Source organism: Mycoplasma sp. E35C, from assembly GCF_019873825.1.
GTDB lineage: Bacteria > Bacillota_I > Bacilli_A > Mycoplasmatales > Mycoplasmoidaceae > Mycoplasmoides.
The window spans coordinates 753220-770789 of sequence record NZ_CP068418.1 but is presented as its reverse complement, the minus strand read 5'-3'; the positions used below and the strand labels follow the sequence as shown (position 1 = coordinate 770789).

Annotated in this window: 16 protein-coding genes; all 16 read left to right on the top strand. The window is 30.8% G+C overall.

The window, feature by feature from the left end:
* The first annotated feature begins 9 nt into the window (after positions 1 to 9).
* Positions 10 to 627 (top strand): recombination mediator RecR, encoded by a 618-nt coding sequence (gene recR / locus JJE79_RS03155; protein ID WP_222926188.1) that lies wholly within the window; start codon positions 10 to 12, stop codon positions 625 to 627.
* A gap of 107 nt (positions 628 to 734) precedes the next feature.
* Entirely contained in the window at positions 735 to 2411 is a 1677-nt protein-coding gene (locus JJE79_RS03150; protein ID WP_222926186.1) for a BMP family ABC transporter substrate-binding protein, read from the top strand.
* A gap of 117 nt (positions 2412 to 2528) precedes the next feature.
* A complete protein-coding gene (locus tag JJE79_RS03145) occupies positions 2529 to 4157 on the top strand; it encodes an ABC transporter ATP-binding protein (RefSeq protein WP_255565831.1) in 1629 nt (542 codons plus the stop codon).
* Positions 4144 to 5790 carry an ABC transporter permease gene (locus tag JJE79_RS03140; RefSeq protein ID WP_222926183.1) on the top strand — a complete coding sequence of 549 codons (1647 nt, stop codon included), beginning with the start codon at positions 4144 to 4146 and terminating at the stop codon, positions 5788 to 5790. The genes JJE79_RS03145 and JJE79_RS03140 overlap by 14 nt, the downstream gene beginning before the upstream one ends.
* Positions 5790 to 6722: an ABC transporter permease gene (locus JJE79_RS03135; protein WP_222926181.1), complete on the top strand. Its 933-nt coding sequence runs from the start codon at positions 5790 to 5792 to the stop codon at positions 6720 to 6722. The genes JJE79_RS03140 and JJE79_RS03135 overlap by 1 nt, the downstream gene beginning before the upstream one ends.
* Positions 6723 to 6809: 87 nt before the next feature.
* On the top strand, positions 6810 to 7520 hold the full coding sequence (gene deoD / locus JJE79_RS03130) for a purine-nucleoside phosphorylase (RefSeq protein ID WP_222926179.1): 711 nt from the start codon (positions 6810 to 6812) through the stop codon (positions 7518 to 7520).
* A 3-nt stretch (positions 7521 to 7523) separates the two neighbouring features.
* Positions 7524 to 8192 carry a deoxyribose-phosphate aldolase gene (deoC, locus tag JJE79_RS03125; RefSeq protein WP_222926178.1) on the top strand — a complete coding sequence of 223 codons (669 nt, stop codon included), beginning with the start codon at positions 7524 to 7526 and terminating at the stop codon, positions 8190 to 8192.
* Positions 8193 to 8201: 9 nt separating this feature from the next.
* Complete coding sequence (locus JJE79_RS03120; RefSeq protein ID WP_222926176.1) at positions 8202 to 9461, top strand: thymidine phosphorylase; 1260 nt, start codon at positions 8202 to 8204, stop codon at positions 9459 to 9461.
* Positions 9451 to 9852 carry a cytidine deaminase gene (cdd, locus tag JJE79_RS03115; RefSeq protein WP_222926174.1) on the top strand — a complete coding sequence of 134 codons (402 nt, stop codon included), beginning with the start codon at positions 9451 to 9453 and terminating at the stop codon, positions 9850 to 9852. Before JJE79_RS03120 ends, cdd begins: the two co-directional genes overlap by 11 nt.
* Before the next feature lie 54 nt (positions 9853 to 9906).
* Positions 9907 to 11532, top strand: a complete 1626-nt coding sequence (locus JJE79_RS03110) for a phospho-sugar mutase (RefSeq protein WP_222926172.1) — start codon at positions 9907 to 9909, stop codon at positions 11530 to 11532.
* A 1-nt stretch (position 11533) separates the two neighbouring features.
* Entirely contained in the window at positions 11534 to 12283 is a 750-nt protein-coding gene (tpiA, locus tag JJE79_RS03105; protein WP_222926170.1) for a triose-phosphate isomerase, read from the top strand.
* A 42-nt stretch (positions 12284 to 12325) separates the two neighbouring features.
* Complete coding sequence (gpmI, locus tag JJE79_RS03100) at positions 12326 to 13834, top strand: 2,3-bisphosphoglycerate-independent phosphoglycerate mutase (RefSeq protein ID WP_222926168.1); 1509 nt, start codon at positions 12326 to 12328, stop codon at positions 13832 to 13834.
* A gap of 15 nt (positions 13835 to 13849) precedes the next feature.
* Entirely contained in the window at positions 13850 to 14689 is an 840-nt protein-coding gene (locus JJE79_RS03095) for an energy-coupling factor transporter ATPase (protein WP_222926166.1), read from the top strand.
* The gene (locus tag JJE79_RS03090; protein ID WP_222926164.1) at positions 14662 to 15618 is read left to right on the top strand and encodes an ATP-binding cassette domain-containing protein; all 957 of its coding nucleotides are present in this window, start codon (positions 14662 to 14664) and stop codon (positions 15616 to 15618) included. The genes JJE79_RS03095 and JJE79_RS03090 overlap by 28 nt, the downstream gene beginning before the upstream one ends.
* The gene (locus JJE79_RS03085; protein WP_222926163.1) at positions 15602 to 16798 is read left to right on the top strand and encodes an energy-coupling factor transporter transmembrane component T; all 1197 of its coding nucleotides are present in this window, start codon (positions 15602 to 15604) and stop codon (positions 16796 to 16798) included. The genes JJE79_RS03090 and JJE79_RS03085 overlap by 17 nt, the downstream gene beginning before the upstream one ends.
* The gene (truA, locus tag JJE79_RS03080) at positions 16776 to 17516 is read left to right on the top strand and encodes a tRNA pseudouridine(38-40) synthase TruA (protein WP_222926162.1); all 741 of its coding nucleotides are present in this window, start codon (positions 16776 to 16778) and stop codon (positions 17514 to 17516) included. The genes JJE79_RS03085 and truA overlap by 23 nt, the downstream gene beginning before the upstream one ends.
* Positions 17517 to 17570: the final 54 nt, after the last annotated feature.

Here is a 17570-nt window from a genome sequence, read left to right as displayed (position 1 = left end):
TTAAATAATATGTCGTCAGATTGAGATCTGAATGAGTTTAATAGTCTAGTCGAACAAATTAGCGATCTGCCTAAAATAAGTGCTAAGCATGCTAAAAAGATTGCCCAACATTTATTAATGAAATCTGATCGTTATGTTTATGAATTGATTGAAACAATCAAACGGGCAAAGTTTGCCATCAGAGTTTGTGAGCTTTGTCAGGGTTGATCAAAGGGATCAGTTTGTAATCTTTGTTTAGACGAATCAAGAAACAGTGATGAGCTTTGTATAGTTAGCTTTTATGATGATTTACATGTCATTGAAGAAGCTAAAGTTTACAATGGTAAATATTTTATTCTTAACAACGAAATATCACGTAAGAATAAAAAAATTATTGATGAAATTAATTTTGATTTATTAATCCATCGTATTAATAAAGAAAAGATTAAAAAAATAATTATTGCTACCAACTTTACCCAAGATGGACAAACTACTGCTAATTACATCCAATTATTATTAGCAGATCATGATGTCGAAATCTACAGACTGGGTATGGGATTGCCGTATAATTCTTCAATTGATTATGCTGATGCATTCAGTTTGAAGGGTGCTTTTGATAACAAAACAATCATAAAGTCTAAGAAATAAAATCTTGTTAGCCAGATTTATAAAAATTTTTAATAATTTTCTTTTATAGCTTTCATAATATAATATAGTTAGATACATATAATTTTTGAGGAAATTAGCAATTAAACATGAAATCTAAATCGAGAGCTAAAAAAATAACAAAAAGCATAGGACTAGCAGGAGCATTATCAATCGTAAGTGCTACTCTAGCTTCTTGTGGAAGTTCATTGGCATTCCAATCTTCAGTTCAATTAGTTGTTTCAGATGCTGGATCAACATTAGCTGACCAATCATTCTCTGAAAGCACATTTAACGGAATTAGAAAATTCTTTAGTGATAAAGGTTATAGTGTTCCAGAAGCTAGTGATAACAGCATTTCTGAAAACAACGGATTATGAAAACGTCCTGGAAAATCAGACCAAGATCGAATTAACTCTTATAGACAAATTATGACAGATGGCTCTCAGGTTGCAGTAGCTACTGGTTTTAATCAAGATAATGCGCTAAACACAATTTTAAAGGACGAAATTCTTTATAATGAATTCAAAAACTTTGGTTTCATTTTTGTTGATGGTTTAATTGAATCTGCTGAAAACGGAACTAACATTTCTTCAGTTACTTTTGAAACTGAAAGTGCTGCATTCTTAACAGGTATTGCATCAGGTGTTCTTCTTAATAAACACAAAGATTGATACCATACTGTTAAAGTTGATGAAAAAGACACATTCGGTATTTCTGGATATGTTGGTTTAGCTTTACCTTCAACAACTAATTTCTTAAACGGATTTAGATTAGGTGCTATTTTCTTTAACGAATACATTCAACCAAGAATTAAAGATGCTAAAAAACTTTCATGAATTGTTTCTGATGATAGCAATAAAGGAAGTCGTGATACTTTAGTTCCTGACGTTTCTGGATCATTCAAAGATACTGAACAAAGAGCTAGAACTATAACTGATACTTTAATTGATAATGGTGCATCATTAATTTATCCAGTAGCAGGACCACAAACAAGCTTAACTCAAGCTTCAATTCTTGCTAAAAAAGACAAGCACGTTCAAATCATTGGTGTTGATACTGCTCAAGAAGATCTATCATCTACTGAAAGATTAGAAGGTGCCCCAGGTAATAAGACAATTGCTTTCTCAACAGTTAAAGCTCTTGATACAGCTGTATATTCAGTTCTTAAAGCGATTGAAACTGGTAAAGAATTTAACGGTTTTTATGGTTATGGATGAAATAACTGAGCGACTTTATCTAACGGTGGGGTTTCATTATCAAATCCAGGATTAGAATACTTACCAGACTTAAACGATTTATTCACTCAAACTAAAGAAGGATCTGAAGAACAACCTAAAGAACAACAAGGTTCTAAGATGACTGAAGATAAGCAAACTGAAGCATCAACAGAAACAGCACCAGCAGACAAAGGTCTAAATGTTAAATACGGAACAAGTTCTAAAACAATTGAAATTGCTAATTTAAAAACTGCAAAAGAAGAAGCAAGCAGAAAATCAATTATCGAACAATACATCCAAATTTTAGCTGGTAAATCACCATTCTTTGCAGAAGAAAATGAAAAAACTCGCTGACACATTAAAGGAACAGAGTTATACACGTTCGCAACAAAAGTAAATGGAGATGCTAAGTTAATCCCTCTTCTAAAACCTGCTAACGCAACGGATGAAGATTTACAACAATGAAGCCACGCTTCTGCAATCTTTAAAGACGGTAAATCATACAAAAAAGCAAAAGGTGAATTACTGAACCAAAGCACATTACCGTTTGAATTTAAAAGAGCATAATAAATAAAACCCTAAAAAGAAAAATAACAGCCCGTTATTTTTCTTTTTATAATTTAAAACCAACTAACTAAATAAAAAGGAGGCAAAAAATTGGAAGATCAAGGATACGCCCTTAGGATGGTAGATATCCATAAGTCATTTAATAACGGACAGATTAAGGCCAATGTTGGAATTAATTTGAATGTTAAAAGAAATGAAATTCATGCCATTATTGGTGAAAATGGAGCTGGAAAATCTACTTTAATGTCAATCTTGTTTGGTTTATATCAACAAGATAAAGGACAAATATTTGTTTGGGATAGAGAAGTAAATTTTAAGTCTTCAAAAGATGCATCAAAAGCCAAAATTGGTATGGTGCACCAACACTTTAAGTTGATTGAAAATTTTAAAGTAATTGACAACATCATCCTAGGTAATGAACCGACAAAAGGTGGGATTATCTTTTATAAAAAAGCTGCTGATAAACTGAAAAAACTAATCAATGAATATAATTTCAAAATTGATTTAAATGCTAAAGTTTCTTCATTAACAGTTGGTGAACAACAAAAAGTTGAAATCTTAAAAGTTTTATATCGAGATGCAGATTTATTAATCTTTGATGAACCAACAGCAGTATTGTCAGATAATGAGATTGAAAGCTTTTTAGAAATTCTGAAAGAATTTAAAGCTAAGAATAAAACGATCTTAATTATTACTCACAAACTTCATGAAATTAAAGCTGTAGCAGATAGTGCTACTGTTATCAGAAAAGGTGAATATATTGCTAGTTTTGATGTAAAAGATAAATCGATTGAAGAAATGGCAGAATTGATGGTTGGTCGCACTGTGGTTCCTTCGATTAACAATAATCCTATAACTAGTGATGATGTTGTTTTGTCTGTTAAAAATCTCAATTTAAATACCAAAAACGCTCAAGAACAATATGATGAATTAGTTAATAAAGCTGGCGCTTGAGCAAAAACAGCAGTAACAAAAGGGATTAATGCTGCTAAAAATGTTTATAAAAACTTATCAAAAACTAAATCACACTCTAACATTAATTTTAATATCAGAAAAGGTGAAATTTTTGCAATTGCAGGGGTTGAAGGTAATGGACAATCGAAATTAATTGAATTAATTTCGGGATTAAAAAAATCATTTCCAAACACCATCTTATTTAGAGATAAAAACGGTTTAGTTGATGTATCAAATAAATCAATTAAAACAAGAGCAAAAATGGGGATGTCTTTTGTTCCAGAAGATCGTCACAAACATGGTTTAACCTTAGATCAAAGTGTGCGTTTGAATTCAGTTAATAATTTAATTGATAAAAAACCGTTTTCATCTATGGGAATGGTTGTGCCATTTGAAATAGCTAGTTATGCTCAAAAAATTATTGATCAATTTGATGTGCGTGGAACGGCTAATGGAACAACCAACTCTCGTTCATTATCTGGTGGTAATCAACAAAAGTTGATTATTGGAAGAGAAATGACAAAAGATCATGAGTTATTAATTTTAGCCCAACCAACTCGTGGTTTAGATGTTGGTGCTATTCAATACATTCATAACCAAATCATTGAAGAAAAGAAGCGTGGCAAGGCAATTTTATTAGTATCTTACGAACTTGATGAAATCATGGCGCTAGCTGATACGATTGCTGTCATTAATAGAAATAATATTATCGGAATTGGACCAAAAGAAGAAATGACAAGATCTAGAATCGGTCAATTACTAGCAGGGGAGTCATTGAATGAACAGATTTAAGAACAGCCCAGGTTTTTTAATCTTTTTTGATCGACTTTTTTATAGAAAAGAAAATCAAAATAATTTAAGAAGATCACTAAGTGTAATCTTTTTAGTAATTATTGCTATCTTTATTACTTTCTTGCTTTTATTAGCAACACAAGTAAGAGCTAATGCGTTTTGATCATTATTCAGTCAAGGACTAAAAGGTCAACAACAACAAAAAGATTTTATTACCAACATCGCAATCTTTACTTTAGCAGGTCTATCTTTTGGGTTTGCTATGCAAGTAAAAATCTTTAATATTGGAATATCAGGACAAATGCTTGCAGGTGCATCGTTTGCTTTCTTTATTACATATTATTTACAAAAAGCAGGATTTGCTCCAAAACAAGGTGGTCAAATTATTACTATTCTTTTAGCAATGTTTGCTGCTGCGTTTGTTTCGGTATTTACTGGGGTATTAAAAATCTACTTAAAAGTTAATGAAGTTGTATCAGCAATTTTATTAAACTGAATTATCTTATTAATTCTTGGGGCGATTATGATTAACACCCCGATGTTCATAGATGCTAACGCTAGAAGAAACGGGCAATTTTCATCAATACCGTTTGCAGAAGAATATTCATTTTATGTAAGTAGAGGATCTTCTTCTTTTACAAGTAACACTGGATGAGTTTGATCAATTGCAATAACACTTGTTTGTGTGATTGTTGTTTGAATATTATTAAGATTTACTGTATTTGGTCACAAACTAAAAACAACTGGTTTATCTTCAACTTCTGCTGAATATTTTGGGTATAACAAAAACTTATTACAACTATCATCATTTGCAATTTCAGGTGCTATTGCAGGAATTTTAGGTGTGGTTGTTTATACAAGTGGATATGTGAGAGCAATCAGCTTTACTTCACTTGGTGATTTCAATTTAAGTGCTGTGCCATCTGAAGGATTTAATGGAATTGCAGTTTCATTGATCGCTCTAAACAATCCTTGAGCAATTGGTGTTATTTCAATCTTATTCTCATTAATTCAAGTTGGTCAATTATCAGCTAACCTACCAAACCCTCAAACATTATCATTAACATTAGGTATCTTAATGTATATGATTTCAATCTTCGGATTAGTTGCATACTTAAAACCATGACGCTGACTAATGATGTTTTTATATGGTAAAAACAACATTACCAATTACCAAAACCTCGAGAATAACATGGCGGCTTTAAATGAAAATTACATCTTTAAAGTCAAGAAGTTAAGAAAAGATTTAATATCTAAATTAAGTGAAAATAGCAAACAAAAACATTGAGCTAAATTTGCTGGATGATTTAAAGTTTGATGGTTAGATGAATATAAAAATTCAATCGTTGAGTATAAGAAAAAATACATCAATGATCGTATTGAAAATGTTAATGAATTCTATCATGCTTGTGTGTTTGATATCATTCTTGAAACTGAAACTAATATTAGAGAATATGAACACTCAAGAAATAGCAAACTTTTATTATCACTAAATAAATGGGATAAAAATGAAAAATTAATTAAACGATTAGTTGTTTCATTGCAAGATGAATTAAAACCACAAGTTGATAATCATATTGCTAATATTCAAACTAAACTAAAAGAATTAAATTTATTGAAAGGAGTTAAATAATGTTTAGCATATCACAATTAGACATGTGATTAATCCTAGCTCCTGCTTTAATTCTTGGAGTTTTTAGTGGTTATTTAAGTGAACGAGTTGGGATTGTTAATATTGGAATCAACGGTGCCATGACATTTGGTGCAACGTTTTTTGTGTTGTTTTCAAATATCTTTAATAAGGTGTTTAATTCGCAATCAACCAGCACAGCATACCAATGAACATTTGTTGTTTCATTATTAATTTCGACATTATTATCAGTTCCGATCGGAGCATTATTTGGTTTAGCAACCATTAAATTAAAAGCTGATCATGTAATTGCAGGAACAGGAATTAATTTATTAGCAACAGGATTTGGTCAAATTTTATCAAACCGTTCATCTGTTCTATTTGGCGAAACTAGTTTAAGAAATATTTACATCAGAACAACAACTGATAATCAAGTAAGCACACAAGCAATTGTTGTTATGGTTGGGTTTATCTTATTGTTTGCAATAATTTATCTAATCATGAATTTCTCAAGAGTTGGTTTAAGATACCGTGCAATTGGTGAAAATCCTAACGCAGTTGATTCACAAGGAATTAATGTAACTTTATACCAATGAATTGGAATTCTTATAGCAACTGCAATTGCTGGATTAGGCGGTGGCTTGTTTGCTTATTACCAATCTGGACGTTCATTTGCTGGTGATGTTGATGGTGTTGGGTTTATTGCTCTTGCTATCTTAATTGTTAGTGGTTGAAAATTATTACCAATCACAATCATCGGTTTAGTATTCAGTGCTTTATTGATTTATTCAACATCAACATTAGCAGACAACTCAACAAGTTATTTATTAAGAATCATTCCATACGCATTAACTTTATTAACGATGGTTTTATTAGGTAATTTCTCGATTGGACCTAAAAATGCAGGGAACCATTTTGATAAAGGATTGCGTTAAATTACATTTAAAAAATTTTTAGTTATTTAGTTTTTATTTAGTTATAAGATAAGAATATATACAACTCACAGAAGGGAATATTAAAACATGACTCCACACATTAAAGCAAAAAAAGAAGATATTGCTAAAACAGTATTAATGCCAGGTGATCCATTACGTGCTAAATGAATTGCTGAAACATTTCTAGAAAATCCAAAACTAGTAAACGAAGTAAGAAATATGTATGCATTTACTGGCACATATAAAAATAAACCAATTACAGTAATGGGTCATGGTATGGGTAATCCGTCAATCGGAATTTATTCACATGAACTTTACAATGTTTATGATGTTGATAACATTATTCGGGTTGGATCTTGTGGTGCTTTAGTTGAAGGCATTAAGTTAGGTGATGTGATTTTAGAAAGTGAAGCATTCAGTGAATCACCATATGCAAAATTAATTGGTGTGGAAGTTAAAAACAAAACCAATTATCCTTCAGAAAAAATCTTAGAACTATCAAGACAAACAGCTAAAGAACTAAACATCAAATACCACGAAGGTTTAGTGATTTGTGAAGATGCTTTTTATCAAACCTTATACACACCAAAACAAGCATATGAAAATTGAAAAGCAATTGCTGTTGAGATGGAAGGTTTTGCTTTAAATGCTAATGCACAAAAAGCTAAGAAAAATTCAATGACGATTTTAACAGTATCAGATTCATTAGTTACCCACGAAGAAATGAGTCCAGAAAAACGTCAAACTTCATTCAAGGACATGATTGAATTAGCACTTAATGTGGCTATTAAACTTTAATTTATGAGTATTCTGAAATTTAATAAACTAATTGATCACACATTACTAAAACCCAACGCAACATACGAAGAAATTGAACGACTTTGTCATGAAGCAATCGAATATGATTTCTTTAGTGTCTGTGTTAATCCAGCATATATTAAAACTGCTAAAAAAATCTTAGAAAAAACTGATGTTAAAGTTTGCACAGTAGTTGGTTTTCCGTTAGGTCAAACGTTTACTGAACAAAAAGTTTATGAAGCAAAAACATCAATCAAAGCAGGTGCTGATGAAATTGATATGGTGATTAATATCCCTGAATTAATTAACAGCTGTGCTTGTGTGATTGATGAAATTCGCCAGATCAAAAAAGTTTGTGGTGAAAGAGTATTAAAAGTAATTGTTGAAACTGCCTTATTAACTGATGAACAAATTCAAAAAGCAACATTAGCATGTATTGATGGTGGTGCTGATTTTATTAAAACTTCAACTGGTTTTTCAACTCGTGGTGCTTCACTTAATGACATCAACATTATGAAAGAAGCAGCTAAAGACAAGATCTTAATTAAAGCCAGTGGTGGGATTAGTAATGCTAGAGATTTAGTGGAATTTGTTAAAGCAGGTGCTGATCGAATTGGCACTTCTAGATCTGTTAAATTAATGCAAGAATTAAAGACAATTAATCTAGCTTAATCATTAATTATGAACATTGTAGAAATCATTGAAAAGAAAAAAACCAAACAAGCATTAAATCAAGATGAAATCGGTTTTTTTATTAATGGATGCGTTGATAAAACAATACCTGATTATCAAATTAGTGCGTTGTTAATGGCAATCTGATTTAATGGCATGAATGAAGATGAATTATATTATCTAACTGATTTCATGATCAAATCAGGTAAAACATTAAGCTTTGATACCAACAATAAAAAATCAATTGATAAGCATTCAACTGGTGGAGTTGGTGATAAGGTATCAATTGCTCTGGCTCCTGTATTAACTTGTTTTGATTTCAAGATTTCTAAAATGTCAGGTCGTGGTTTAGGTCATACTGGTGGAACAATTGACAAACTAGAATCAATTGGTGTTGATTGTTTCATTGAACTAGATGAAGCTAAAAAGATCTTAGATCAAAATGATATGTTCATTATGGCTCAAACCAAAGACCTTGTTGTGGCTGATAAAATTTTGTATGAATTAAGAGATGTTACGGCCACAACCGATTGCTTGGAATTAATTGCAGCTTCAATTATTTCAAAGAAGTTTGCTGTTAATTCTGATCATATTTTTATTGACATCAAATATGGTTTAGGTGCTTTTTGTAAAACCATTGAACAAGCTAATCAATTAAAACAACTGATGCTAAATTTAGCTAAACGCTTTAAACGTCATCTAGTTTGTGAACTAAATGATATGAATGAAGTGTTGGGTAATAGTATTGGTAATGCAATTGAAGTTAAAGAAGCAGTTGCTTATTTAAAAAATGAATTAGACAACAATAATTCATTCAAAGTTTTAATGGATAATTTGTTAGTTGAAATTTTAGTAGAAACTAGCAAATTTAACGATAAAAAACAAGCAAAAATAGCTATCGATGATTTATTAAAAACCAACAAACCATTTGAACAGTTAGTAAGTTGAATTAAAGCTCAGAAAGGTGATTGACAAGCAGTTGTTAATGACCAATATTTTATGCCTAAATACAAGCATGAAATTAAAGCAACACAAACATCAAAAATCAAATACACTTCACCAGTTGACTTAGCCCTTGTTTCATTAGAACTAGGTGCTGGTAGAAAAATCAAAGGTGAAGCAATTGATTTTCAAGCTGGAATTTATTTAAACAAAAAAAGTTATGATGAAGTGAAAAACAACGAACTAATCATGACTTTATATTCATCAAAACCAATTGATGAAACAATTATCAAAAAGGCTCATGCAACAATAATTTATGCGATATAACCAACTAATTGAATTACTAAACAAAGCTTATTGTATTTATTCAAACTTCGCTTGTGCTTGTATCTTAGTTGATACGAATAACAACGAATATCAAGGAGTTAATGTTGAAAATGCATCATATCCAGTTACATTATGTGCAGAACGTAATGCGATCGGCAGAATGATTGTTGATTCAACAGGTGAAATTCCCTTATTAAGTCATATTTATGTAATGACTGATTCGATTGATGAAAATTCATCACCATGTGGAATGTGTCGTCAAGCACTATGAGAATTTAGTGATGATAACACTTTGATCACAATTTATTCAAAAAATAATACGAAAAAAACCTATCAATTCAAACAATTAATTCCCTTAGGTTTTAATTACAAAGCACTAAATAGCAGATAATAAAAAGTAATTATACCAACCACACATTAATCGTTAAATAACAATAAGAACATTATGAATAGCGTAAAATACTGATTAGCTCATCCAAGAGTAAGTGAAGAATTAAAACAACAAATCCTACAAATGTCAGCAGAAGAATTAGAATATGCTTTTGCTGATAAACCATTAGCATTCGGAACAGCAGGAATTCGTCAAAAAATGGGTCCTGGATTCCAATACTTAAATGATTTTACTTATGCGCAAATGGCATTTGGTTATGGTCGTTTTTTAATTGATAAATTTGGATACTCACCACGCTGTGTAATTGCTCATGATAATAGAAAAGATGGTGCTCATTTTGCCAAAGTAATCACAGATGTATTAACTTCAATGGGCATTGAAGTTTTCTTATTTGATTGCAACAAAGTAACATCAACACCAATGCTATCTTATGCAATTCCAAGATGTCATGCTGATGGTGGTATTAATGTCACAGCATCACATAATCCAAAAACGGATAATGGGTTTAAAGCATATAACGAAAAAGGTGCGCAATTATTACAAGAAGATGGTCAAAAAGTAATTGATTTCATGCCAAAAAGTTATGAAATCTTAAACTTAGAATATCAACCAAACGATAGACTTGTTAAATTCATTTCAGAAGAAATTTATGATGCATATTTTACGAGTGTTTATCGTAATTTATACAAAACTGATAAAAATGTTTATAAAGATTTTCCAATAATCTTTACAGGTCAACACGGTGCTTCTTCTTACTGATTACCTGAGATGTTAAGACGTTTTAATTACAATGTTATTCCTGTTAAAGAACAATGTAATTATGATGAAAACTTTAGTTTTACCAAATCACCAAATCCAGAAGCAATTGAATCATGAGAACTATCATTAAAATACGCTAATCACTTTAATGCTGACATCATGTTAGCAACTGACCCTGATGCTGATCGTTTGGCGGTTGCTGTTAGACATAAAAACGAATTTAGATATCTAAATGGTAATGAGATGGGAATTATCTTTTCTTATTACATCTTAAAACACAAGAAATTACATAAAACTCCTTACATTGTTTCAACATATGTATCAACGAATTTAATTGATCGAATTATTGATAAATACAATGGTGTAGTTTATCGCGTTGGCACTGGTTTTAAATGGATTGGTAATGAAATTAATAAGCATAAAGACAACCAAGATTTCATTGTGGGATTTGAAGAAGCAATTGGTGCTTTAACTTCAACAATTTCATTAGATAAAGATAGTTTTCAAGCTGCTGCGTTAGCATTAGAAATTCATGATAGTTGTCTAAAACGTGGTATTACTATGGTTGATTTCTTAGAACGAGAAATCTATCCACAATTTGGTTATATTCACAATGACACGATTACGATTAAAATTGAAGATCTAAATTGAAAACAAAAAGCAATCAATTGACGTGATCAATTAGCTAACTATACAGCCGATAGAATTTGTGATCGTAAGATTGTTAAAGTTGAATGAAATAACAAAGGTGATTGTTTAGATTGAATTTTAGAAAACGATAGTTGAATTAGATTCAGATTATCTGGCACTGAGCCAAAGTTTAAATTTTATTATAATTTTTATGGAAGCTCGCTTAATAAATTAAAACAAGAAGCTGATCAAATTACAAAAACGCTTAAACAATATATTGGTTTAGAATAAGATGAAAAAATATATTTTTGGTAACTGAAAAACAAATAAAACAATTAAAGAAGTTCAAGCATTCTTTAATACTTTAAATGCAACTGATTTATCACAACAATCAAATGTTAGTTTTGGAGTTGCTCCTGTTTTCTTACATTTAGATTTAGCAAATCAATTAAAAAAACCAGAATGCATTATCTTAGCTCAGGATGCTAACTACATTAAATCTGGTGCCAACACAGGGACAGTTAGTTATGAACAACTAAAAGACATGGGCATTAATCATGTGATTATTGGTCATTCTGAACGAAGAACTTTATTCCATGAAACTGATGAATTAATCAATCAAAAAACTAAGGTTTTATTAGAAAATAATATGACTGTTGTTTTATGTATTGGTGAAACATTAGAACAATACGAAGCAAATAAAACTAATGATGTTTTAAAAGAACAATTATTAAAAGATCTTAAAGATATTAACAAAGAATTGTTCGTTAATTTAATTGTTGCTTATGAACCAGTATGAGCAATCGGAACTGGTAAAACTGCATCAAGTCAAACGGCTCAAGAAGCAATTGCTTTTGTAAGAAAAGTTCTAGCTGAAATCAGTTCAACTGAGATTGCTAGCAATGTGCCAATCTTATATGGTGGTTCAGTAACACCTGATAATATTTCAGAATTATTAGCACAAAAAGACATCAACGGTGCATTAGTTGGTGGTGCTTCATTAGATGCAACTAAATTTATTAAGCTAATTGAAGCTAAATAAAATTAAGCTAAATAAATAAAAATAAGGATTGAAAAAGTGGTTATGAAAAAAGCTTTATTAATGATTTTAGATGGGTATGGAATTAGTGACAACACCCACGGTAATGCGGTAAAAAACGCACACACTCCAAACTTAGATAATTTAATTAAAAACAATCCAACAGTAATGTTGGGTGCTAGTGGAGAACACGTAGGATTACCAAAAAATCAAATTGGTAACTCAGAAGTTGGACACTTAAATATCGGTGCTGGAAGAATTATTTATACAGGTTTATCTTTAATTAATAAAGAAATTGAAACTAAAAAATTCTTTGAAAACCAAGCATTATTAAATGCGATTGATCATGCTAAAAAGCATAATTCAAAATTACACATTCTAGGTTTAGTATCACCAGGTGGGGTGCATGCTCACATTAATCACATTTATGCAATCATGGAATTGGCTAATAAGCACAATATTTCAACCGTATTACATGTGTTTGGTGATGGTCGTGATGTTCCGCCAAAAAGCTTAGCTTCATACCTAGATGAATTAATTGATCGTTCTAAAAAAACTAATACGAAAATTGGTAGTGTTGCAGGTAGATTTTATGCCATGGACCGTGACCAAAGATGGGATCGTATCGATTTAGCTTATCAAAACTTATTATTTAATAAGGGTGTTAGTTATGAATGCATTCGTGAGTATGTTCAAAAATCTTATGATGAAAATATAACTGATGAATTCATCGTGCCTGGATTTAATAAGAACTATAAAACTGAAGAAATTACCATCCAAGATAATGATGCAGTTGTGTTTGCAAACTTCAGACCAGACCGCGCTAGACAATTAAGTCACTATATTTTCAATTCAGATTATTACAAAGACCACCCAGAAACTAGAAGAAACAATTTATACTTCGTAACAATGATGCAATACGAAGGAATTGTGCCAAGTTCTGTTTGTTATCCACCAAAAATTGAAAAAAACACACTAGGTGAAGTTTTAGCAAATGCCAACAAAACCCAATTAAGAATTGCTGAAACTGAAAAATATGCCCACGTTACTTTCTTCTTTGATGGTGGTGTGGAAGTTGATTATAAAAACGAAGATAAAGTTTTAGTGCCATCAAGAAAAGATGTTAAAACTTACGATTTAGCTCCTGAAATGTCAGCTAAAGCAATTGTTGATGAATTATTAAAAGTTTATCTTAAATATGATGTAACGATCTTAAACTTTGCTAACCCAGATATGGTTGGTCACACTGGAAATTACGAAGCAACAGTTAAAGGTCTAGAAGCTCTTGATGTTGAAATCGGCAGATTACTAGAAGATGCTAATAAAAATAACGTAACTGTATTCTTCACAGCTGACCATGGTAATGCTGAAGAGATGATTGATGAAAACAATCAAAAAGTAACCAAACATACAACTAATGTTGTGCCATTTAGTATTACTGATAAATCGGTTAAATTTAAGAAAACTGGAATTCTAGCCAACGTTGCTCCAACAATCTTGAAATACATTGGTGTAGAAATTCCTGCTGAAATGGACCAAGAACCATTAATTTAGTTTAAAATTTAATCAATGAATAATAAAAATTGCGTAATTAAATTTGAAAATGTTTCGTTTTCATATAACAGTAAGAAGCAGGTTTTAAAAAATGTTTCATATGAAATATATGAAAAAGAATATGTTTGTATCATTGGACATAATGGTTCTGGCAAATCAACAATGTCTAAGTTGCTTACTGGAATCTTAAAACCATTATCAGGCACCATTTACTTATTTGGTTATGCGATTTCTCGTGAAAATATTAAATTTTTACGAGATAATGTTGGGATTATTTTCCAAAACCCCGATAATCAATTTATCGGGATTACTGCTGAGGATGATATTGCTTTTGGTTTAGAAAATCGTAAGATCCCAAGAAGTGAAATCAAACGTATTATTGACAGTGTTGCTGAACAAGTGGGTATTACAAATATCTTAAAATTTGAACCACACAAACTTTCAGGTGGACAAAAACAAAGAGTGGCAATTGCTTCTGTTTTAGCGATTAATCCTAACATTATCTTATTTGATGAATCAACATCAATGCTAGATCCTAAGGGTAAAAAGGATATTAAAAACTTCATGTTGCAATTAAGAAATCAAGGTAAAACCGTGATTTCAATCACCCACGATATGGAAGAAGTGGTTAATTGCGACCGTGTTTTAGTTATGGATCATGGTAATTTAATCAAACAAGGTGATCCTAATGAAATATTCAAAGATCGTGAGTTTTTAAAAGAAATTAATTTAGATATTCCCTTTAGTTTAGATTTAGCCATGCAACTAAATGAGATGGATGCTAAAATCAATACTACATTAAAATATAATGAGTTAATCGATAATATATGTTCAAGAGTTGATCAAAAAGATTAAAGCACAATATTACTCCGTTAGTTGATAACCAAGTGCTAAGAGCACAAGGTTTAAAGTGCGTATTTGATGAAAATTCTCCTGAAGAGTTCTGAGCTCTTAAGGGAATAGATTGCACTTTTGAAAAGAACAAAATTTATTGCATTATTGGTAACTCAGGTAGTGGTAAATCAACATTAGTAACCCACTTTAATGGTTTGTTAGTTTCTAAATACGGAAATTTATCAATCCGTGATTTTAAGAATAACAATGATATTGTTATTTCTTCTTCAACCAAGAAGATTAAAAACTTTAAACGCTTAAGAAAAATTATTTCCATGGTCTTTCAGTTTCCTGAATACCAATTGTTTAAAGACACGATCCAAAAAGACATCATGTTTGGTCCTGTTGCTCTTGGTGTTAATAAAGAAGAAGCTGCAAAGTTAGCAAAATTTTATCTTAATAAAATGGGACTAGATTCTTCTTATTTAGATGTCAGTCCTTTTGAATTATCAGGTGGTCAAAAACGCCGTGTTGCGATTGCTGGAATTTTAGCCATCCAATCTGAAATCATCATTTTTGACGAACCAACAGCTGGATTAGATCCTAAGGGTGAAGCTGAAATGGTTGATTTAATCTTAGAATCCAAAAAAGAAAATAAGACCGTAATCGTCATTACTCACCAGATGGAAAAAGTTTTAGAGATTGCTGATGAAATTATCTTATTAAATGATGGTAAGATTTTAACATCAGGTGAACCATACGAAATCTTTACCAATCCTGATGTGATTAAAAACACCTCAATAGCTTTACCGCAAGTTATTCAAGTGATTAATGATTTATCATTAAAAAATCCAATATTCAAAAAACTTTATGATTACAAACCCCGAAATATCAAAGAACTAGCCAACGCAATTAATACGGTAATTAAAGAACATGAAAAACGCAATTAATGGATATATCTTAAGCAATTCAATTGTTCATAAAACCAACCCATCAATCAAATTGATGATGTTTATTGCTTTTGTAATCATCGTTTTTTTACCGACAGGATTGGTATTTCAATTAATTGTATTTTCAATCATCTCAATAATCTTTTTTATTTCTAAACTACCGTTTAGAATTTATTGATCGTCCTTAAAAACAATAATAATAATGTTTTTATTCTTGTTTTTAATTAACTGGTTTACTTATCGTAACCCTGGATTTTTAAATGTCTCAGAGTTTTCGCACCAACATAATTACATTATTATTGGTAACTTTGAAGATCGACATGTTTCTAATCTTTATGATTATGATTGGTTCATCAACCACCCTGAAATTAACATCTTAGATAAACTTAATAAGAACAATCCAATTAGCTTTAATCAAGTTCTAGAAGATTTAAAAGATAAATTATCCCAAGATGATAAGTTTGCATCATTAATCCAAAATGGTAATTATAAATACTTCTTTGAACTATCAGTGCCAAAAGTAGCAGGGGCTGAATTAAGAAGTTTTGTTTTTGATAAAAACCTATTAACCTTAACACCACAATACTTCTTTCAACCATACGCATTAAGTTTTAAAACATTCTTCATTACCTTATCAATTGTCTTTAAGATTTTCATGATGGTCTTATTGGCAACAATTTTAACATCAACCAGCACTTCAATTGAATTAACCTTTGGAATTGAACAATTATTATCACCATTAAAGTTATTCAAAATTCCAGTAAGTTCATTAGCAATGACGATTAGTATTTCAATCCGATTTGTGCCTTCATTGTTATTAGAATCACAAAGAATTCTAAATGCCCAAGCTTCTAGAGGAATTGACTTTAAGAATGGTAATTTCATCGAAAGAATGCGTGCTTTGGTGTCATTAATTATCCCGATGGTATCAATTGCATTCAGAAATGCAGGTGAATTGGCTAACGCAATGGATGCTAGAAGTTATAACCCAAGATTTGCCAGAACTAGATATCGAATTTTCAAAATTCATACCTTTGATTTAGTTTTATACGCAATCTTAATGATGATCTTAGGATTCTTCATCTTCTTAGCTGCTAGTCGCGTCTTTTTTGGTGTTTTTGGTTCACCTGAATGAATGACAATTGGTCTAGGAAACAATGTCGGCCAAATTCGAGCTTAATGTTTTAATGAACATCTCATACCATGGAAATAAGTTCCATGGTTATGCGATTCAAAAAGATTATGTAACCGTCCAATCTAAATTGCAAGATGCATTAGAATGGATTTATGAAAAAAAGATCATTATTAATGCCAGCGGTCGCACTGATAAGGGTGTTCATGCCATTAATCAATATATCAGTTTTAGAATTGATGATAGAATTAGTTTAGAAAAGCTACAAGAAATCTTAAACCGATATGGACTTAATCAATGGCATATCAAATGGATTAAACCAGTTGATAAAAAATTTCATGCTCGCTTTAGTGCTAAAGAAAAAACCTATCTTTATTTAATTGATTATTGTTCAAATAATCCGTTATTTTATGACCACGCTTGAATTGTTAATTTTAAGTTAGATTTTGATCGCATTAAACAAGCAATCAAAATCCTGGAAGGGACTCATAATTTTTGATCGTTCTCAACAGCTAATGAAGATAAAGGATTAAGAACGATCAAAAAAATTGATTTACAAATCAAAGAAGATAAGATTTATATCTATGTAACTGGCGATGGTTTTTTACGTTCCATGGTGCGTATGATCGTCGGAGCGCTATATAACATCGGGATTAAAAAATATGATCTAGATCACTTAAAAAAGTTGCTAGATAATCCTAAAAAAGGAAGTGCAATCACCAAGGCTCCTGCTAGTGGGTTGTATCTTTATGATGTTTATTATTAATAATCGTTTAAATCTAAAACCAATATTCTGAAATTTTAATTTTCTATATATGGT